Source organism: Demequina salsinemoris, assembly GCF_000974805.1.
Lineage (GTDB): Bacteria > Actinomycetota > Actinomycetes > Actinomycetales > Demequinaceae > Demequina > Demequina salsinemoris.
This window is the reverse complement of sequence record NZ_BBQZ01000001.1, coordinates 79,021-97,875: the sequence shown is the minus strand read 5'-3', so window position 1 is coordinate 97,875 and position 18,855 is coordinate 79,021. Positions and strand designations below refer to the sequence as shown.

At 70.4% G+C, this 18,855-nt stretch carries 14 protein-coding genes, 1 tRNA gene and 1 other RNA gene; 6 read left to right on the top strand and 10 right to left on the bottom strand.

The genetic code is table 11. The features are described from left to right. Positions 1-22: 22 nt before the first annotated feature. The 3 genes from arfA (AOP78_RS00470) to arfA (AOP78_RS00460) are packed head-to-tail and all read left to right on the top strand — an operon-like array spanning position 23 to position 4,244. Positions 23-1,540 (top strand): arabinosylfuranosidase ArfA, encoded by a 1,518-nt coding sequence (arfA, locus tag AOP78_RS00470; protein WP_062200356.1) that lies wholly within the window; start codon positions 23-25, stop codon positions 1,538-1,540. Positions 1,541-1,578: 38 nt separating this feature from the next. Then, positions 1,579-2,712 (top strand): arabinan endo-1,5-alpha-L-arabinosidase, encoded by a 1,134-nt coding sequence (locus AOP78_RS00465; protein WP_236685248.1) that lies wholly within the window; start codon positions 1,579-1,581, stop codon positions 2,710-2,712. 29 nt (positions 2,713-2,741) lie between these two features. Continuing rightward, positions 2,742-4,244 (top strand): arabinosylfuranosidase ArfA, encoded by a 1,503-nt coding sequence (arfA, locus tag AOP78_RS00460; protein ID WP_062201604.1) that lies wholly within the window; start codon positions 2,742-2,744, stop codon positions 4,242-4,244. A 154-nt stretch (positions 4,245-4,398) separates the two neighbouring features. Here arfA (AOP78_RS00460) and AOP78_RS00455 read toward each other — a convergent pair whose 3' ends face one another. The 3 genes from AOP78_RS00455 to AOP78_RS00445 all read right to left on the bottom strand — a co-directional run bounded on the left by AOP78_RS00455 (position 4,399) and on the right by AOP78_RS00445 (position 7,027). Continuing rightward, positions 4,399-6,072 (bottom strand): methyl-accepting chemotaxis protein, encoded by a 1,674-nt coding sequence (locus AOP78_RS00455; RefSeq protein WP_062200352.1) that lies wholly within the window; start codon positions 6,070-6,072, stop codon positions 4,399-4,401. Between the two features lie 121 nt (positions 6,073-6,193). Beyond that, positions 6,194-6,889, bottom strand: a complete 696-nt coding sequence (locus tag AOP78_RS00450) for a LytR C-terminal domain-containing protein (protein ID WP_152659340.1) — start codon at positions 6,887-6,889, stop codon at positions 6,194-6,196. A 50-nt stretch (positions 6,890-6,939) separates the two neighbouring features. Then, a tRNA-Ser gene (locus AOP78_RS00445) sits at positions 6,940-7,027 on the bottom strand. 114 nt (positions 7,028-7,141) lie between these two features. Between AOP78_RS00445 and ffs the strand changes: the two genes are divergently transcribed. Continuing rightward, positions 7,142-7,238, top strand: an RNA gene (gene ffs / locus AOP78_RS00440) — signal recognition particle sRNA small type. A 47-nt stretch (positions 7,239-7,285) separates the two neighbouring features. Here the strand turns inward: ffs and AOP78_RS00435 are convergent. The 3 genes from AOP78_RS00435 to AOP78_RS00425 all read right to left on the bottom strand — a co-directional run bounded on the left by AOP78_RS00435 (position 7,286) and on the right by AOP78_RS00425 (position 10,743). Further along, a complete protein-coding gene (locus tag AOP78_RS00435) occupies positions 7,286-8,116 on the bottom strand; it encodes an aldo/keto reductase (protein ID WP_062201602.1) in 831 nt (276 codons plus the stop codon). Between the two features lie 94 nt (positions 8,117-8,210). After that, complete coding sequence (locus AOP78_RS00430; RefSeq protein WP_062200344.1) at positions 8,211-9,488, bottom strand: family 1 glycosylhydrolase; 1,278 nt, start codon at positions 9,486-9,488, stop codon at positions 8,211-8,213. Between the two features lie 250 nt (positions 9,489-9,738). Then, the gene (locus AOP78_RS00425) at positions 9,739-10,743 is read right to left on the bottom strand and encodes a LacI family DNA-binding transcriptional regulator (protein ID WP_062200340.1); all 1,005 of its coding nucleotides are present in this window, start codon (positions 10,741-10,743) and stop codon (positions 9,739-9,741) included. Between the two features lie 183 nt (positions 10,744-10,926). On the opposite strand from AOP78_RS00425, the gene AOP78_RS00420 reads away from it, so the two are divergent. Together AOP78_RS00420 and recR are read left to right on the top strand one after the other, a co-directional pair. Further along, entirely contained in the window at positions 10,927-13,104 is a 2,178-nt protein-coding gene (locus tag AOP78_RS00420; protein WP_062200337.1) for a DNA polymerase III subunit gamma and tau, read from the top strand. A gap of 94 nt (positions 13,105-13,198) precedes the next feature. Continuing rightward, positions 13,199-13,795 carry a recombination mediator RecR gene (gene recR / locus AOP78_RS00415; RefSeq protein WP_062200332.1) on the top strand — a complete coding sequence of 199 codons (597 nt, stop codon included), beginning with the start codon at positions 13,199-13,201 and terminating at the stop codon, positions 13,793-13,795. Between the two features lie 583 nt (positions 13,796-14,378). Here the strand turns inward: recR and AOP78_RS00410 are convergent. From AOP78_RS00410 to AOP78_RS00395, 4 genes are all read right to left on the bottom strand, one after another. Beyond that, positions 14,379-15,539 carry an ABC transporter permease gene (locus tag AOP78_RS00410; RefSeq protein ID WP_062200329.1) on the bottom strand — a complete coding sequence of 387 codons (1,161 nt, stop codon included), beginning with the start codon at positions 15,537-15,539 and terminating at the stop codon, positions 14,379-14,381. After that, on the bottom strand, positions 15,536-16,483 hold the full coding sequence (locus AOP78_RS00405; RefSeq protein ID WP_062200324.1) for an ABC transporter ATP-binding protein: 948 nt from the start codon (positions 16,481-16,483) through the stop codon (positions 15,536-15,538). The genes AOP78_RS00410 and AOP78_RS00405 overlap by 4 nt, the downstream gene beginning before the upstream one ends. Positions 16,484-16,623: 140 nt before the next feature. Continuing rightward, positions 16,624-17,856 (bottom strand): ABC transporter permease, encoded by a 1,233-nt coding sequence (locus AOP78_RS14940; RefSeq protein ID WP_062200321.1) that lies wholly within the window; start codon positions 17,854-17,856, stop codon positions 16,624-16,626. After that, entirely contained in the window at positions 17,853-18,791 is a 939-nt protein-coding gene (locus AOP78_RS00395) for an ABC transporter ATP-binding protein (protein WP_062200316.1), read from the bottom strand. The genes AOP78_RS14940 and AOP78_RS00395 overlap by 4 nt, the downstream gene beginning before the upstream one ends. Positions 18,792-18,855 lie beyond the last annotated feature (64 nt).

Here is an 18,855-nt window from a genome sequence, read left to right as displayed (position 1 = left end):
GCGAGGGAGTAAGGAACCTCCCATGACCCTCCAGGCCAGTCTGGCCGTCGACCCCGCGTTCGTGGTCGGCCCCGTGCGGCGCCGCACCTTCGGCTCGTTCGTCGAGCACCTGGGACGATGCGTCTACACCGGCATCTTCGACCCCGAGTCCGCCACGGCCGACGAGGACGGCTTCCGCTCGGACGTGATCGAGATGACCCGCGAGCTCGGCATCTCCACGGTCCGCTACCCGGGAGGCAACTTCGTCTCGGGATACCGCTGGGAGGACGGCATCGGCCCTGTCGACGAGCGCCCCACCCGCCTGGACCTCGCGTGGCACTCCTCGGACCCGAACAAGGTCGGCGTCGACGAGTTCATGAAGTGGTCCAAGAAGTCGGGCACCGAGCCGATGATGGCGGTCAACCTGGGCACCCGCGGCGTGCAGGAGGCGCTCGACCTGCTCGAGTACTGCAACGTCAAGGGCGGCACCTACTGGTCCGACAAGCGCCGCGAGAACGGTGCCGAGGAGCCCCACGACATCCGCATGTGGTGCCTCGGCAACGAGATGGACGGCCCGTGGCAGATCGGGGCGATGACGGCCGACGAGTACGGCCGACTCGCTGCGAGGACCGCGAGCGCGATGCGCATGATCGACCCCGACCTCGAGCTCGTCGCGTGCGGATCGTCCGCGTCCTTCATGCCGACCTTCGGCGAGTGGGAGCGGACGGTGCTCGGCCACTGCTACGAGCACGTCGACTACATCTCGGCTCACGCCTACTACTTCGAGGAGGACGGCGACCTCGCATCGTTCCTGGCCTCGGCCGTCAACATGGACCACTTCGTGGAGTCCGTGGTCGCGGCGGCCGACCAGGTGCGCGCCGCCAAGAAGGCCGACAAGCGCATCCACATCTCGTTCGACGAGTGGAACGTCTGGTACCAGCAGCGCGCCGAGTCCAAGCCTCCGACGGGCGACGACTGGCCCGTGGGCCCGGTGCTGCTCGAGGACCGCTACAACGTCGCCGACGCGGTGGTCGTGGGCAACCTGCTCATCTCGCTGCTGCGTCACACGGACCGTGTGCACGCGGCCTCGCTCGCGCAGCTCGTGAACGTGATCGCCCCGATCATGACCGAGCCCGGCGGCCGGTCCTGGCGCCAGACGACGTTCCACCCGTTCGCGCAGGCGTCCCAGCTCGCCAAGGGCGAGGTGCTCCGCGTCGCGATCGACTCCCCCACATACGAGACGAAGAAGTTCGGTGAGGTCCCGCTCGTCGACGCCGTCGCGACGCACGACGCGGAGACCGGCGAGGTCGTCGTGTTCGCGGTCAACCGCTCGCTGACGGACGAGGTCACGCTCGACGTCGATCTGCGCGGCGTCGCAGACCTGGAGATCATCGAGGCCACGAGCCTGTCCAACCCCGACCACACCTGGTCCGCGACCGCCGACGACGACTCCAGCATCGTCCCCGTGCCCAACGCGTCGGCGACCGTCTCCGACGGCCGCCTGACCGCGACCATGCCCCCGGTGTCGTGGAACGTGCTCCGACTCGGAGGCACCCGATGAGCGACGCGACCGCGCCCGAGCCCCGCCAGGAGGGCCCCATGAATGACGACAGCACCACCACGGAGGAGACCATGGGCAACGAGGACGCGCAGGGCACCGAGGCCGCTCCCCCAGCGAGGAGGTCGCGCCGCGGCATCGTCGTGGGAGCGATCGCAGGCGCCGTGGTCGTCGCCCTGGCGGCAGTCGGGATCGTCGTGTGGGCCCCCTGGTCGGGTCCGTCAGCGACGGCGCTCGACATCTCGGGCGACATCTACATCCACGACCCCGCGATCGTCGCCGGCATCGACGACGGCGAGGGCGACTGGTACGTCTACGGCACCGGCGACGCCACGATCGGCGGCGGGGCACCCAGGATCTTCCGCTCGCAGGACGAGGGCAGCACCTGGGAGGAGGTCGGCACCGCGTGGGACTCCGACACCAAGCCCAACTGGGTGTACTCGATCGTCCCGACGGTCTCGAACTTCTGGGCGCCCGAGCTCTATGAGCACGACGGCACCTGGTACCTGTACTACGCGGCGTCGACCTTCGGCTCCAACCGCTCGGTGATCGGCCTCATGACGTCGCCGACGCTCGACATCGACGACCCCGACTACGGCTGGACCGACCAGGGCGAGGTCTGGGCCTCCGACCCGAACCTCAACAACTACAACGCGATCGACCCGGGCATCGTCGAGGACGAGGACGGCACCCCGTGGATGACGTTCGGCTCGTTCTGGGGCGGCATCCAGATGATCGAGCTGCAGTGGCCGTCAGGCCTGGCCGCCGATGACGCCGAGGCCGTGACGATCGCGACCCGCAACGACTCGCTCGACGCGATCGAGGCGCCGTACATCGTCAAGCACGACGGCTACTACTACCTGTTCGTCTCGCGCGACAGCTGCTGCCAGGGCATCGAGTCGACCTACAACATCGCGGTCGGACGCTCCGAGTCGGTGACCGGCCCGTACGTCGACAGCGAGGGCAACGACATGCTCTACGACGGCGGGGAGTCGCTCCTCGTCACCGACGGGGACATGATCGGACCAGGCGGCCAGTCGTACTCGAACGGCTACCTCGCCTTCCACTACTACGACGGCGCGAACGACGGACAGTTCCGCCTGGAGATCCGCGAGCTCGCCTGGACCGACGACGGCTGGCCCGTCGCGTGGACCAAGGGCGAGCCGAGCTCCTGACCCGCCACGGCCTCGATGAGGAGGACACCATGACCACCATCACGCTCCACCCGGACTTCCGCATCGGGCCCCTGGATCGTCGCATCTTCGGCTCGTTCGTCGAGCACCTGGGACGATGCGTCTACACGGGCGTGTTCGAGCCGGGTCACCCCACGGCGGACGAGCACGGCTTCCGCCGGGATGTCGCAGACCTCACCAAGGAGCTGGGCGTCTCGATCGTCCGCTACCCGGGCGGGAACTTCGTCTCCAACTACGTGTGGGAGGACGGCGTCGGTCCCGTCGAGGACCGCAAGCCGTTCCTCGACCTCGCGTGGCGCACCGTGGAGCCCAACACCGTCGGCACCGACGAGTTCCTCCAGTACTGCGAGCGCGAGGGGCTCGAGCCGATGATGGCGGTCAACCTCGGCACGCGCGGGGTCGAGGCCGCCGCGGCGCTCGTCGAGTACTGCAACGGGGAAGCCGGCACGAGGTGGGCCGACATGCGCATCGCCAACGGCCGCGAGAAGCCCTACGCCGTGAAGCTGTGGTGCCTCGGCAACGAGATGGACGGCCCGTGGCAGATCGGCCACAAGGACGCCCACGAGTACGGCAAGCTCGCGGCTGAGGCGGGTAAGGCGATGAAGCTCGTCGACACGGGCATCGAGCTCGTCGCGTGCGGGTCCTCGTCCATGCAGATGGACACGTTCGGTGAGTGGGAGCGGACCGTCCTGTCCTACACCTACGACGTGGTCGACCACATCTCGATGCACGCCTACTACGAGGAGCTCGACGGCGACCGCGCCTCGTTCCTGGGATCGGGCACGGGCATGCAGCGCTTCATCGAGCGCGTCGTGTCCTCCGCCGACGCGGTCGGCGCCCAGATGCGCAGCGACAAGCGGATCACGCTCTCGTTCGACGAGTGGAACGTCTGGTACCTCGTGTCGCGCTTCCCCGGCGAGAAGAACCTGCCGATCCAGCGTGACGCCCCTCGCATCATCGAGGACGCCTACTCGGGCCTCGACTCGGTGGTCGTCGGCGACCTGCTCGTGACGCTGCTGAACAACGCCGACCGCGTCGCCGTGGGCTGCCTCGCGCAGCTCGTCAACGTGATCGCCCCGATCATGACCGAGCCGGGCGGTGACGCGTGGCGGCAGACCACGTTCCATCCGTTCGCGACGACCTCGCGCCTCGCGCGGGGCGAGGTCCTTGACCTGCGCATCGACTCAGAGACCATGGCGACCGACAAGCACGGCGACGTGCCCGTCGTCACGGCCGCCGCGACGATCGATCCCGACACCGATGAGGTCGCGCTGTTCGTCACCAACCGTTCCCCCGAGGAGCGCACCGTGACCGTGCGCCACCCCGGCGCGACCCTCCGCCTGGGAGGTGGCGCGGCGGTGCTCGCCGACCACGAGGGGGCGCGCGAGACCCAGGAGGCCGCCGAGGCCTACGGGATGGTCGACGCCCTCCCCGTCGCGCATGGCGACGGCGAGATCACGCTCCGGCTCGCGCCGGAGTCCTGGACTGCCTTCAGCGGAGCTCTCCACCGCTAAGCGAAGGGGGCAGGGCGCTCGGGAGGGAACGGATCTCCTCCACCTTCATCCCCCCTCCCGAGCGCGGCTCCACTGACGCGGCCACGACGAACGCGCCCCACCCCCGCAGGGGTAGGACGCGTCTGCCTTGTCCCGCTCGACGCGGGAGCTCCACTCAGTACGTGAAGGCCCGCACCTTGTCGTGCATGCGCTGCGCGAGCTGCGACAGCTCCTCGACGGCGGCGTTCATCTCGGTGAGCACGCCGGCCGAGGTCGACGCGGCCTGAGCCACGCCGCTGATGTTGGAGGCGATGTCCTGGGACGAGCCCGCAGCGTCGGAGACCCCACGGCCCATCTCGTTCGTCGTCGCCGTCTGCTCCTCGATCGCCGAGGCGATCGTGGACTGGAACTCGTTGATCCGCTCGACGATCTGGCTGATCTCGGCGATCGCCGACACCGCGCCCTCAGCGTCGGACTGGATCGTCTGCACGCGGTTCGCGATGTCCTCGGTGGCGCGCGAGGTCTCGCGTGCCAGCTCGCCGACCTCGCCGGCGACGACGGCGAAGCCGCGGCCGGCGTCACCCGCGCGGGCGGCCTCGATCGTCGCGTTGAGCGCGAGCAGGTTGGTCTGGTCGGCGATGCTCGTGATCACCTTGACGACGTTGCCGATCTCCTGGCTGGACACGCCCAGGCGTCCGATCTGCTGGTTGGCGCCGTCTGCGGCGGTCGCGGCCTGGGACGCGACGCGAGCGGCCTCGGCGGCGGAGTGCGCGATCTCGCGGATCGAGGCCGACATCTCGTCCGAGCCCTTGGAGACGTCGCCGAGGTTGCTCGAGACCTGGGTCGCGGCGGACGACACGGCGTCTGCCTGAGCGGTCATCTGCGAGGCGCCCGAGGCCACCTGGCGGTTCGACGCGGACAGCTCCTCGGAGGCACCCGCGACCTGAGTGGCGGACTCCGCGACGCTCTCCATGGTCGCGGCGAGGGTCGCGGTCGCCTCATCGAGCGCCTGGCCCATCCTGCCGATCTCGTCCGTGGTGGTCGCGCCCGAGCGCACGGTGAGGTCGCCGTTCGCGAGCGCGTCGGCCACCGCGTGCACACCCGCGATCTGCTTGCGGATGGTGGCGGAGGCGAACACGGCGATGGTCAGACCGAGCGCGAGGCCCACGAGCAGCACGACGATCGAAAGCGTGGTGTAGGTCGATGCGGTGGACGCCGCGCGTGCGGACAGGTCGCTCGACGCGGTGGCGACGAGGGTCTCCTCGGCCTCGAGCGAGTCGATCGCCGCGGAGAGCGTCTCGGAGGCGGATTCGTAGGCCGCCTGGAAGGCCTCGCGGTCGCCGGTCGCGGCCGCGGGGAGCATCACGGTGTCGCGCTCGTTCTTCCACGCGGTCCACGCCTCGTTGAAGGCCGCCCAGTCGTCGCCGCCGAGCGACGCGGTGGTCGCGCCGAGCGAGGCGATCCCGGCCTCGTACTCGGCCGCCGCGGCGTCGAGGTCGGCGTCGGTCTCCGCGATGCTCGCCTCCCAGTCGGCCACCTCGGCGTCGGTCGCGAGCGGCATGGCCGCCGCCGTGCCGATCAGCATGCGCGACTTGAGCTCCTCCTGGTGGACCAGGCCGATCGTGAACGACACGTCGTTCTGGAGCGTCGTGAGCTCCTCCGCCGAGCTCGCCACCTTGCCCAGGGCGTAGATCGAGGTGCCGGAGGCGATGCCCGCGACGGCGGCGAGGCCGACGACGAGCGACACGATCTTGGTGCGGATGCCCCAGCTGCGGTAGGACGCGATGAGGTTGAAGCGGCTCGGGGACGAGCCGGCCGGGGCCCCGGACGATGCGGTGGTGACGCTCATACGATGACGTTCCTTTCAGGCGGTGTCACCCGAAAGAATCGACCGAGATGTCAAATAGATGAGCAGCCGGGCGCCCCCACTTCCGCGAATGTCACCCGGTGGCGCAACGCCCCTGGTAGCGCTACTCGCCCGAGGCGGACGCCTCCGGGCTGGGAGACGCAGTCACCGTCGCGAGCGGGTTGTCGGGGATCGTCGCAGGTGCGGGCTCCTGCTCGATCTGCGTCCACGGGAGGCAGTCCTCATCCGTGTGGAGGTACGCGTCCGAGTTGAGCGAGTCGTCGTAGACGCTCACGAGCGATGAGCCCTCGTACTCGGCGCCGAGGACGACGTCGACGGTGGTCCCCTCGCGGTTGTCGAGCACGAGCTTCGCGTCGGTGAAGTGCAGTGCCACCGTGTACGCCTGCGCGATGCCGTCGGACCCGAACAGGATCTTGACCACGCCGTCGTAGCCGCGCGAGTAGTTGGTCGCGTCCAGCATCCTGAAGCCACGGTTCGCGAGCGAGTCCGCGACGTCGGAGGCGAGTCCGTTGGTGTCGCTGCCGTTCAGCACGCGCACGGCGACCTCGGATGGGTCGAGCGGCTTCGTGTCGGCGGGCGGGCATACCAGCGTGATCGAGGACTGGTAGTCCTCGAGCGAGGTGACGAACGTCGAGTCGAAGGGGCCGACCGCCTCGCCGCGGTAGACCGAGGCGGCTCCGATCGAGATCGCGGCGATCACGATGAGCAGCAGACCGAACACCACGACCTGGCGTTCGCGCCGGTGACGGCGCACGACCTCACGGCGGGTACGGAGGCGGCCGCCCCTGCTCTCGCTCACGTGCCCCACTCTCGACGACGAACCGGGTTGCCACGATCCGTGGCGAAGACTGGCGGAGGATGGGGGATTCGAACCCCCGAGGGCTTGCACCCAACACGCGTTCCAGGCGTGCGCCATAGGCCGCTAGGCGAATCCTCCAGGCCCGTAGATGATACCCGAGCATCGCCGAACCGCGAAAACGACTCTCCCCAGCATCGTTCTGGCGCCCCGAGAAGGGATGAGAGACGGCCCATCGGCACGATAGACTTGATGGCAGACCCCCCACGTGGCGCCATCTCGCCCAACTCCCCCAGGTCAGGAATGAAGCAAGGGTAAGCGGGCTCTGGCGGGTGCGTGGGGGGTCCTTTCATGCCCTCTGGGGCGCCCCGGAGGGCGCCCCGTCGCGACGGTGCCGGCTCAGTTGAAGTGCGGGATGTCCTCGCCCGTGCGGTTGCCCGCCTCGAGCGCATCGATCGCGCGCATCTGGTCCTCGGTGAGCACGAAGTCATCGACCGCGAGGTTCCCGACGATCCGTTCCGGGTTGACGGACTTCGGCAGCGGGACGATGCCGTGCTGCACGTGCCACCGGACGATGACCTGCGCTGGGGTACGGCCGTGCTGCTCGGCTGCCTCGACGACGGCGGGCGCGGTCAGGTCGGCCGAACGGCCCAGCGGGCTGTACGCCTCGATGACCATGCCGTGCGCACGGCTGAGCTCCTGGAGCGACCGCTGCTGATAGGTCGGGTGCACCTCGATCTGATGCACGGCCGGCGCCTCGTTCGCGGAGGCGAGCAGCTCCTGCAGGTACGGCTCGATGAAGTTGGAGACGCCGATCGAGCGTGCGCCCCCCTCCTCGTGCAGGCGCTCGAAGGCCGTCCACGTCTCCGTGAACAGCCCGCGCTCGGGCGCCGGGAAGTGGATGAGGTACAGGTCGATCTCGTCGAGGCCGAGGAGCTCACGACTGCGGTCGAAGGCGCGCAGGGCGCTGTCGTAGCCCTGGTCGGCGTTCCACAGCTTGGTCGTGACGAAGATCTCGTCGCGGTCGATCCCGCACGCGGCGAGCGCCTTGCCGACGGCGCCCTCGTTGCCGTAGGCCGCTGCGCCGTCGATGTGGCGGTAGCCGGCCTCGAGCGCCTGCTCGATGAGACGCTGCGCGTCCTCCGACGGGACCTGGAACAGGCCGTATCCGACGGCGGGGATCGAGCGTCCGTCTCGCAGCGCCAGCCGCGGGAGCCTCTCAACTGTCATCATTCATCTCCGTTTCATGGGTGGACTTCACCGATCACACTCGGGCGCCCGTGGGACTGCCCGAGATCGGGGCGTGGAATGGGCCGTGGAGTGCTCACCGCCCGGGAGCGATCTCGACCGCCGCGGCGGCGTGGGCCCGATAGCGGTCGACCGTGGAGGTCCGCACCCGACGAAGCACGCCGTCGGCATCCGGCTCGAGACTCCACAGGCCCTGCCGCGTGACGTAGTCGTGCAGCGGACCCTTCTGCTCGCGATAGTTCCACGTGTACCAGTCGAGCACGGCCCACCACGTGTAGCCCAGCACGGGCACACCCTCAGCGCGCAGACGATGCACGGCCGCGACCGAGTCGTCCAGCCACCTGGTCTGGGCGACGGCGTCGCCAGCCACGCTCGTCTCGCTCAGCATCACGGGCACCTGATATCGCTCCCAGAACCGCGTCAGGACGTCCACCAGACCGGGGACGCCCTCGTCGACCCTGGGACGGGGGTCGTCAAGCGTTCCCGCGGGCACCCGGATCCCGCTGACGAACTCCTCCGTCGACACCTGGGGGTAGTAGTTGACGCCCATGACGTCGGGCAGCGCGACGTGGTCGCGGTGCCAGGCCAGCGCGTCCTCGCCGAATCCGTTCTCCAGCAGCCATGCGGCCAGCGGATGGTCCGGACCGATCCGGCCCGTGACCAGGTCCTCGACCACGAACTGACGCTCCCTCAGGAACGCCACCTCGTCGGCGAAGAGCTCGGTCTCGCCCGAGAAGCGGTAGGACGCCTCGACGTGCACGAACTCGGCCTGGCCGCCCGACACCTCGTCGATCGCGGCCTGGCACTCCACGATCCCGCGCCCCAAGCGCTCGAGCAGGGTTGCGAAGCCTCGATCTCCCGTCAGGTGCGGGGGCCAGATGCCGAACTCGCCGCAGTAGATCGTGTTGAGCAGCGGCTCGTTGAGGGGCGTGAAGGCGCGGAACACGTCGCCGTAGCGCTCGGCCACCTTGGCCGAGTAGTCGGCCATGTGCTTCGGATAGTCGCGATGCGCGAACGAGCCCTCGAGCCAGAGCGGCGTGCCGTAGTGCATGAGGTCGATCACGGGCCGCAGCCCGAGCTCACGGAACCGGTCCGCCACCTCGTCGATCCAGGCGAAGTCCCACACCCCGCGTTCGGGGTTGACGCAGTACCAGGGGATTCCCCACCGGGCATAGTCCGCCCCCGCCTCGACGGCGAGGCCGAGGTCGGCGGCCCAGTTGTCGTAGTGCTGCGTGAGCTCGTACTCATCGAGGGCGCGGCGACCAGCGAACGGCTCGACGATGAAGGTGTCCTCGTAGCCCACCCCGAACAGCAGCCGTTCGGTGGCGCCGATCGGGGACCGGTCGAGGCTCATCGCGCGACCCCCGTCGCGAGCAGGGCGCGTGTCGCCATGACGAGGTTCACGGACAGTGGTCTGCGGTCTCGCATCGTCTCCGCCTTGAGAGTGTGAGGACCCGCCGCTCGACTGTGAGACGGCCGGACCGGAAGGATCGAATTCGATACAACGTTGCATTCCAACGTTGTATCGACCTGCGAGACCCATGCTCGTGAAGCATCGTCGCGTTGTCAACCCGACGCGCGTCCGGCGCGCGACGCGGGCGAGGTCAGCCCGTCGTGGACCCCCGCGGCACCAGCGAGAACGGCGCCGCGACCCTGCGAGGAGCCGATGGCGTCGCACCACCGCTCATCTGCTCCACGAGGAATCCGACCGCGGTCTCGGCGATGACCCTGCGGTTCGGATCGACGCTCGACAGCGGAGGCACCGCGTAGCGGGCCTCATCGAGGTCGTCGAAGCCGATCACGGCCACGTCCTCCGGCACGCGGATGCCACGCATCTCGAGCGTGTGCATCCCGCCGAGCGCGAGGAGGTCGTTGAACCCGAGGATCGCGTCGAAATCGATCCCCCTCTCGAGCATCGATGCCACGGCCGCCGCGCCCTCGGCTCGATGCCAGACCGCGGTCTCGCTGACGAGGCTCTCGTCGAAGGGGATCCCGGCCTCGCCCAGCGCCTGGCGATACCCCTCGAGCCGCAGCCTCGAGGAGCCCGAGTCCATCGCCCCGAGCACCGCGATCCGCCTCCGGCCCAACGACAGCAGGTGCGCCGTCGCCGCCTTGGCACCGCCGACATTGCCGATCGCCACGTGATCGACCGGCGCGCTCGTCATGCTCTCGCCCAGCAGCACGAGCGGGAAGCCCACGTCGAGGAGGTCCTCATCGCCGTCGCGCAGCGCGAACGTGCTCATGATCAGGCCGTCGACCATCGCGAGGCGCGGTCCCCTGAGCATGTCGATCTCGGTGTCCCTGTCACCGCCGGTCTCCTCGATGAGCACGCCCATGCCGCGCCTCTTCGCGGCGGCGATGACCTCGCCGGCGAGCTCGGCGAAGTACGTGTGCCTCAGCTCGGGGATGGCGAGCGCGATCACCCCGGAGCGTCCGCTGCGCAGGTGCCGCGCGGAGAGGTTCGGCTGGTAGCCGAGGGCGCTGATCGCCTCCTGCACCCGTTCCCGCGTCTCCGGCCTCACCGTCGGGAGCCCGTTGACCACGTTGGAGACGGTCTTGATGGACACCCCGGCGAGCGCCGCGACCTCGCGGAGCGTCACTGACGCCATCGCACCCTCGTCCCTCGTAGTGATCTGACCGCCAAGATACAACGTCGCACTGAACGCCGGCGCGGCGACGCTCGGGCCTTCCCCGACCAGACGCCGTCCACAGGCCCGGCGGGGCTACGCCCCGTGCCCAGACGATGCGGGTGCCGGGTTCGGCTGTCACACCCGGCGGCTAGGCTCGTACCCGTGACCACAGCCCTGTACCGCCGCTACCGTCCGGACGCCTTCGCCGACGTCGTGGGCCAGGAGCACGTGACCGTGCCCCTCATGCAGGCGCTGCGCGCCGACAAGGTGAACCACGCCTACCTCTTCTCGGGCCCGCGCGGCTGCGGCAAGACCACGTCCGCCCGCATCCTCGCGCGCTGCCTCAACTGCGCGGCCGGCCCCACGGACACCCCCTGCGGCACGTGCGACTCGTGCGTCGAGCTCGCGCGCGGCGGCGCCGGGTCGGTGGACGTCGTCGAGATCGACGCCGCGAGCCACAACGGCGTCGACGACGCTCGCGAGCTGCGCGAGCGCGCGGCCTTCGCGCCCGCGCGCGACCGCTACAAGATCTTCATCCTGGATGAGGCGCACATGGTGACGCCTCAAGGCTTCAACGCCCTGCTCAAGCTCGTCGAGGAGCCGCCGCCGCACATCCGGTTCATCTTCGCGACCACCGAGCCTGACAAGGTCATCGGCACCATCCGTTCACGCACGCACCACTATCCGTTCCGGCTCGTGCCGCCGCCCATCCTCACCGAGTACCTCGGGCGGCTGTCCGAGGCGGAGTCCGTCGCCGTGGACTCAGGAGTGCTCCCCCTCGTCGTGCGCGCGGGCGGCGGATCGGTGCGTGACTCGCTGTCGGTGCTGGACCAGCTCATCGCCGGCTCCGGCCCCGAGGGCGTCACGTACGATCGCGCGATCTCGCTGCTCGGGTTCACCGACGCGACCCTGCTGGACGATGCGGTGGGCGCCATCGCGGCGGCCGACGGCGCGAGCCTGTTCGACGTGGTCTCGCGGGTGATCTCGACCGGCCACGAGCCGCGTCGCTTCGTGGAGGACCTCCTGGAGCGGCTGCGCGACCTCGTCGTCCTCGCGGCCGCCGGCGCGTCCGGGGAGAAGGCGCTCGGCGAGATCCCCGTGGACCAGCTCGAGAGCATGAAGGAGCAGGCGCGCGCGCTCGGCCTCGCGCGCGCGTCCCGCGCGGGCGACCTCGTGAACGATGCGCTCACCAGGATGGTCGGCGCCACCTCGCCGCGTCTGCACCTCGAGCTGCTGTGCGCCCGTCTGCTCGCGGCCGACATCCCGGCGCAGGCAGCCCCCGTCCACGCCGCCCCCGCGCAGGTCGCGCCTCAGGCATCCGCGGCCCCCACCACTGTTCCCGCGGGGGCCGCGGACCCTGTACCGGGCGGAGCCTCGGGCGCGCAGGCCGCGATGGCCGCCGTCCGCGCGATGCGCGAAGGCAACGGCGGAGCACCCGCGGCAGCCCGTCAGCCCGCCTCCCCGCAGCCTCCCGCGACAGCGGCGCCTGCCACACCGGCGCAGTCCACGCCCGCGCCGGCGCAGACTGCGGCCTCCCCGGTCGCGAGTGCCGCGCCCGCCGCTTCGCCCGCGCCGCAGCGCACCCCCGCCTCGGAGCCCCCGCCCTGGGATGAGGAGCCCGGCGCTCCGTGGGACGAGCCCTCTCCCCCGCCGACGTCTGCGACGCCCGTCGTCGAGCCCCCGAGCCCGACTCGCACGGCGCCTCCCGCGCAGGCCGCCCCGACGACGCCGGTACCGGTGGTCGAGCCGGCAGCCGAACCCGCACGCGTGCCCACGTCCACGCCCGCTCCTGCGCCTGCAGCCGCACCCGCGACGGCCGCTCCCCAGCAGTCCGGCGCGCCCACCTCCGCGGGCGGCGCCGAGGACACCGAGCTCGTGCGGCGTCGCTGGCCCGAGGTGCTGGGCACGCTCGAACGGCACCGAGTCACGTGGGCCATGGTCAGCCAGAGCGCGCAGGTCGGACGACTCGACGGCGGCGTGCTTCACCTGGTCTTCGACGCCCCCGCGCTCGCAGGACGCTTCGGCACCGGCCCCCACGCGGAGAACGTCGCGCTCGCCGTCCGCGAGACGCTCGGCCTCAAGGTGCGGGTCGAGGGCGCCCACGGCGTCGCACCCGCGGGAACCACCGCCACCCCGGCGTCCTCGTCGCCGAGGTCGGCCATGACCTCGCCGACGACCGCCGCGGCCGCGCCGTCCGCGCCCAGCGCCCCGGCCGCCCCCTCCGCTCCCGAGGACGAGTACGAGGACATCTCCGACGACGATGAGTCGGCCGACGACTCAGCATCCGCGGGCGTCGAGGTCGTCACCAAGCTCCTCGGCGGCCGCATCGTCGAGTCCTGAGGCGCCTGCCGCGTTCCCCGCTCGTCGACCACGGCGGGCGACCCGGTCGCGGTGATGACACGAGGCGTCAGCCTGTCCGCCTACTCTTGACTCCATGTACGACGGCGCAGTTCAGGATCTGATCGACGAGCTCGGGCACCTGCCCGGGGTCGGACCCAAGAGCGCGCAGCGCATCGCGTTCCACCTCCTCGCCGCGGACGCCGTCGACGTCAAGCGTCTCGCCGACGCGATCACCACCGTGAAGGAGCGCGTCCGCTTCTGCGCGACGTGCGGCAACGTGGCCGAGTCCGAGCAGTGCCGCATCTGCGCCGACCCGCGCCGCGCCGAGGACCTGCTGTGCGTCGTCGAGGAGCCCAAGGACGTCGTCGTGATTGAGCGCACCCGCGAGTACCGCGGCCGCTATCACGTGCTCGGCGGAGCGATCGACCCGATGAACGGCGTCGGTCCCGACGATCTCAGGATCCGTGAGCTCATGGGACGCCTCGGCGACGGCAGGATCCAGGAGGTCATCATCGCGACCGACCCCAACATCGAGGGCGAGGCGACGGCGACCTACCTGTCCCGCATGCTCGTGCCCATGGGTGTCGCAGTCTCCCGCCTCGCATCGGGGCTTCCCGTGGGCGGCGACCTCGAGTACGCCGACGAGGTGACGCTCGGCCGCGCCTTCGAGGGCCGCCGCCGCGTCAGCTGACGGGTCGGCCGCGACGTCGCGGGGTCGCCTGCCTCCTGGAGGGACATGAGTGCGGGTTTCTTCAGGAATCCTGCACTCATGTCCCTCCAGGAGACGAGCCGGCGCATGCCTCGCCCCTGAGGAACGACGACGGCCGCGCACCGGGATCGGTGCGCGGCCGTGCCGTGCGAACGCGGTCATAGGGGACCGCGTCTGGTCCGTGGCCGCCTAGGAGGAGGGGGTGGCGGCGCCGGAGGCCTATGAAGAGTGACCTCCCGGGACCGCTTGCGGCTGCGAGTGACGTCGCGGCTGCTCAGCGGTCCCGGGAGCGGTGTGGCTGAGGACCGGGAACCAGCGGACCTCGCCATAGGACACAGCACCGCTGAGGGGGTGCACGGTGCCGCCAGCAGGGGGCGTCGCGGAGACTGCATGGAGGAAAGGGATTCCCCGCGATGCGCGCTCGCTGCGGCTGGCGCCGTAGTCGGTGACCGTGTCCATGTCTTCGATTCAACGCCCGCACCCTGAGAGAACGCGCAGAGCAACCCGAGAGGATCCACCGAGTTCGGCACCCGGTGCAGGACCGCCTCCGAGGCGGTCTGTCGAGTCAGGCGACGCGGGTGCCTCGCGGCAGCGTCCCGTACGGCACCGCGACCCGACGCACCGCGATGAGCACCGACCCCGCGGCGAGGATCGCGTGGAAGCCCAGACCCCACGGCCACGTGGGCGACAAGCCCTCGCGCTGCTCGCGCCGGTACATCTCCTCCTCGGACAGCCCGGGCTGGCAGTAGTCGCTCGTCGTCGCGGGCGGCAGGCGCAGCTCGCGCACGCCCTGCTTGATCGCGTCGAGGATGCCGTCCGTGTAGTAGTACTCGTCCGAGTCCTCGGGGATCTCGGGGCTCGGCGCCGAGTCGGCGACGATCACGTACGGGTTCACCGCGAGCAGCCACCAGAGGCGGTCGGTGCGATACGCGGTCTGCGTGTACGTCTCTTCGGTGCACCGGTAGTGGTAGCCGCTCTCATCGACGTACGGGTACTTGTCCTCGTCGACGGTCGACTCGGAGTACGCGTAGTCCCGGTTGACGTAGGTCATCGTCTGCTCGACGGGCATCGTGAGCATGAGCAGCGGGAACAGGATCGGCATCACGACCACGAGCACCGCGACGGTCACGTAGGTGAGCACCGCGGACGACGCGGTGCGGGACGTGAGCGCGGACCAGGCGAGGCCGAGCGCGCACACGACGAGCAGCTCCGCGGCGAGCACGAGGATCACCGTGATCAGCGCCGCGGGGTGCGCCTCCGAGTCGAGCATCGCGAAGATGATGAACGGGATCGCGACGGCGAGGATCGCGAGCGACGCGAACCACGCCGCGAGCAGCTTGCCCAGCACGATGTCCCACGCGGACAGCGTGGTCGCCTGGAGCGGGGCGAGCGTGCCCTCCTTGACGTCGCCGTTGATCGACGTCGCCGTGAGCGTCGGCGACACCACGAGGCCCAGGAACAGCACGAAGTACACGACGAGCCCGAAGACGAGGTCGCCGGGCTGCCACTCGTCGTTCGGCACCGCGAAGATGATGAGGCCGGTGATGACCGCGATCAGCGCGGCGATCAGTGACAGCGCGACCTTCCACTTCGTGGACCGCACCCGCTGGCGCAGCTCGAGGCCGATCACCAGCGTGAGCCCGGACCAGGTGAGGCGTCCGAACGAGGGGCGCCTGCCGCGTCGTCCCTGCGGGGCGGGGGTCGTCTGCGTGGTCTCGACGCTCATCGCCGCTCCTGCTCGATCGAGAGGTACGCCTGCTCCAGCGCGGAGCCGACGGGCCCGAAGGCGCTGATCCTCATGCCCGAGGCGACGAGGGAGGCCAACAGGTCGGCCGCATCGTCCGCATCGGCCACATGGACGACAGCGACCGACGCGTCGGCGCCCTCGACCGGGGACCAGTCGCGCGCGGCCTCGGACAGCGCCGCGTGGACGTCGTGCCCCGGCAGCGCGGTCACGCGCCAACGGGCGCGCGCCCTGGCGACCTCGGCCTCGGCGCTCTCGCCGAGCGTCACCCCCTTGGACATGAAGACGGCCTCGTCGACCATCTCGTCGAGCTCGCTCAGCACATGCGACGAGATGAGGACGGCCCGTCCCTCGGCCGCGAGCGCGCGGACCAGGTCGCGCAGCTCGATGCGGGAGCGCGGGTCGAGGCCCGACGCGGGCTCATCGAGGATCAGCACCGAGGGGTCGCCCATGAGAGCGCGCGCGAGCGAGAGACGCTGCTTCTGGCCGCGGCTGAGGACCCGAGCGGGCTGCGCGGCGAGGTCGGCCAGATGGACCTTCTCGAGCATCGTGAAGGCGCGAGCGTCCGCGTCCGCCTTGGACAGTCCATAGGCCCGGCCGAAGGTCGCGAGCGTCTCGGTGCACGTGAGCGAGTCCCACATGCCGAGCACGTCGGGCATCCAGCCGATGCCCTTGCGCGCCACGGCACCCGCGGTGACGGGGTCGTGGCCGAGCACCTCGACCGTGCCGCCATCGGGGCGCAGCAGCCCGGCGAGCATGAGCATCAGCGTGGTCTTGCCGCAGCCGTTGGGGCCGATCAGCGCGGTCACGGTGCCGGGCGTGAGCGTGAGTGACGCGTTCACCACCGCCTGCACCGACCCGAACGCGCGCCTGACCCCCTGAGCATGCAGCGCATGCCCGGTCGGCGCCTGTGCCTGAACCGTCATGGTTCCTCCCGTGAGATCAGAGTATCGCCCCAGGTATCCCCAGCACTAGGGGCGTCAGTTCTGGAGTGTTGAGCGCGGGGCCTCGACGGCGGGTCGATGCTGTCGACCCGCCGCCGCTCCCGCGGCGCCGCCCGACCGGGTCAGGCGACGCGAGTGCCGGTGCGCAGCGTCCGGTAAGGGACCCGCAGACGATGCGTCACGATCGCCATCGCGCCGACGAGCAGCAGGACCTGGAGTCCGAGCCCGAGCCACGGAGTGCGGGGGTACATCGCCTGCTCCTCCTGCTGCTGCTCCCACGTGTCCTGATACGCGTTCCCGCCGTCCGCCGACTCGTCGTCTCCGGAGGCCATCGTCGCGATGTCCGCGCACTCGTCGTACTCCATCATCTGAGCGTCGGCCTCCGTGGGACCGATGCGCGCAGAGCTCACCATCTGATGGACGTTCGCGAAGATCCCCGGGGCGGCGCGCCCGTCCTCCTCGAAGGTGAGCGGGTTGACCAGGGGCGACACCTCCTCGATGACGACCAACGGGTTGATCAGCACCATCCACGCCGTGCGCTCCGTGTGCGCGATCCCGTACTCGTAGGTCTCCTCGTCGCACACGAGGGCGTCCGGGTCGACCGCCGAGAAGTCGCCGGTGTTGTACGCGTCCTCCAGCGCGGTGGACTGCTCGTCGGACAGCTCGTCCCACGCGACGTAGCGGTCGGTCTCGGTCATCGTGTCCGAGACGAGCGGCGCGGTGAACGCGAACAGCACGAGCGTGCCGATCACGAGCACGCCCGTGGTGAGGTGCGCGAGCGACACCGACGCGACCGCGCGGGCGGCGATCGCCGACCACGCGAGTCCGACGGCCGTCGCGGTCAGCACCAGGAACAGGATGACGACGAGGACCAGCAGCAACTCGCCCAGGTGCCAGCCGGACCGGGCATACGCGTAGACGAGGAACGGCGTCGTGGTCACGAGCACCGCGAAGGCCACGAACCACGAGGACAGCAGCTTGCCGACCGCGAGGTCACCCGCGGTCAGGTGCGTCATCTGGAGCGGCGCGAGCACACCCTCGCCCGAGTCGCCGTTGATGGACGTCGCCGACAGCGACGGCCCGATGAGCATGCCGGCACCGAGCACCAGCACGAGCACGAGCTCAAGCGGGGTCGACGTCTTCTCGGCCGTCGACAGGACGGACACGAGGATCCCGAGCCCCAGGATCGCGGCCAGCAGGATCCCGTAGAAGATCCAACCCTTCGTGGACGGACGACGCCGCAGCAGCTCGATCCTCGTGACCAGGAAGGTGCCGTGCAGGGTGGGCAGCCACGGGTTGCCCTTCCGCGCAGGCGCGGTGACGGTCGGGTTGGGGGAGGTCTCGGTGGTGGTCATCGACGGTCCTCCTCCATGGCCATGTAGGTCTGTTCAAGCGCGCTGCCAGCGGGGCCGAACCGGTGGACGGGCACCCCGGCGCCGACCAGCCACGCGAGCGCCTGCTGCGCGTGCGCCTCGTCGGCGATGCTCACCATCGCGCCGCCCTCCGCCTCCTCGAACGGCACGCTCGCGTCCGTGAGGGCACGGCGCAGCGCATCGACGTCGAGCGACCACACCCGATACCGGGTGCGCGCATGCGCGACCATCCGTGCCGCATCGTCCCCGAGCGTGCGCCCCTTGGACATGAACACCGCGTCGTCGACCATCTCGTCGAGCTCGGCGAGCACGTGGCTCGACACGAGCACCGCGCGGCCCTCGGCCGCGATCTCACGCACGTACTGACGCAGCTCGACGCGCGAGCGCGGATCGAGCCCGTTCGCGGGCTCGTCGAGCAGCAGCACCGCGGGGTCGTGAACCAAGGCCCGCGCGAGCGACAGGCGCTGCTTCTGGCCGCGGCTGAGCACGCGCGTCGGGCGGTCGGCGAACTCCTCGAGGTGGACCTTCCGCAACAGCGAGAGGCCCTTGGCCCGCGCCTGCGCGGCGGGGATCCGGTAGGACTGGCCCACGAGCGTGAGGGTCTGCAGGCACGAGAGGTTGTCCCACGAGCCGAGCTGATCGGGCATCCACCCGATCGCGGCGCGCACCGCCGCCGAGTCCGTCCTGGGGTCCGCGCCGGCCACTCGGATCTCGCCGGCGTCGGGCCTCAGCAGCCCGGCGAGCATGAGCATGAGCGTCGTCTTGCCGCAGCCGTTGGGGCCGATCAGCGCCGTCACCTTGCCGCGCTCCACGGTGAGCGTCGCGTCCTGGACGGCCTGAACGCTGCCGAACGCGCGCGCCACCCCCGTCGCCTGGATCGCGGCCGTGATCGGCGGCGCCTCCTCAAGGATGGTCATGGTCCCCCTTCATGCTGTTCTGCTGTGCGCCCCTGCCCCCTGCAGCGGCGTCAAGCATCCTGGC

Bases quoted from the DNA above. Each gene is read 5' to 3' on its own strand.
- AOP78_RS00425 (WP_062200340.1), bottom strand. From the start codon at position 10,743: ATGGCGTCAGTGACGCTCCGCGAGGTCGCGGCGCTCGCCGGGGTGTCC.
- AOP78_RS00430 (WP_062200344.1), bottom strand. From the start codon at position 9,488: ATGAGCCTCGACCGGTCCCCGATCGGCGCCACCGAACGGCTGCTGTTC.
- AOP78_RS00455 (WP_062200352.1), bottom strand. From the start codon at position 6,072: ATGAGCGTCACCACCGCATCGTCCGGGGCCCCGGCCGGCTCGTCCCCG.
- AOP78_RS00405 (WP_062200324.1), bottom strand. From the start codon at position 16,483: ATGACGGTTCAGGCACAGGCGCCGACCGGGCATGCGCTGCATGCTCAG.
- AOP78_RS00465 (WP_236685248.1), top strand. From the start codon at position 1,579: ATGAATGACGACAGCACCACCACGGAGGAGACCATGGGCAACGAGGAC.
- AOP78_RS00435 (WP_062201602.1), bottom strand. From the start codon at position 8,116: ATGACAGTTGAGAGGCTCCCGCGGCTGGCGCTGCGAGACGGACGCTCG.
- recR (WP_062200332.1), top strand. From the start codon at position 13,199: ATGTACGACGGCGCAGTTCAGGATCTGATCGACGAGCTCGGGCACCTG.
- AOP78_RS00410 (WP_062200329.1), bottom strand. From the start codon at position 15,539: ATGAGCGTCGAGACCACGCAGACGACCCCCGCCCCGCAGGGACGACGC.
- AOP78_RS14940 (WP_062200321.1), bottom strand. From the start codon at position 17,856: ATGACCACCACCGAGACCTCCCCCAACCCGACCGTCACCGCGCCTGCG.
- arfA (WP_062201604.1), top strand. From the start codon at position 2,742: ATGACCACCATCACGCTCCACCCGGACTTCCGCATCGGGCCCCTGGAT.
- arfA (WP_062200356.1), top strand. From the start codon at position 23: ATGACCCTCCAGGCCAGTCTGGCCGTCGACCCCGCGTTCGTGGTCGGC.
- AOP78_RS00395 (WP_062200316.1), bottom strand. From the start codon at position 18,791: ATGACCATCCTTGAGGAGGCGCCGCCGATCACGGCCGCGATCCAGGCG.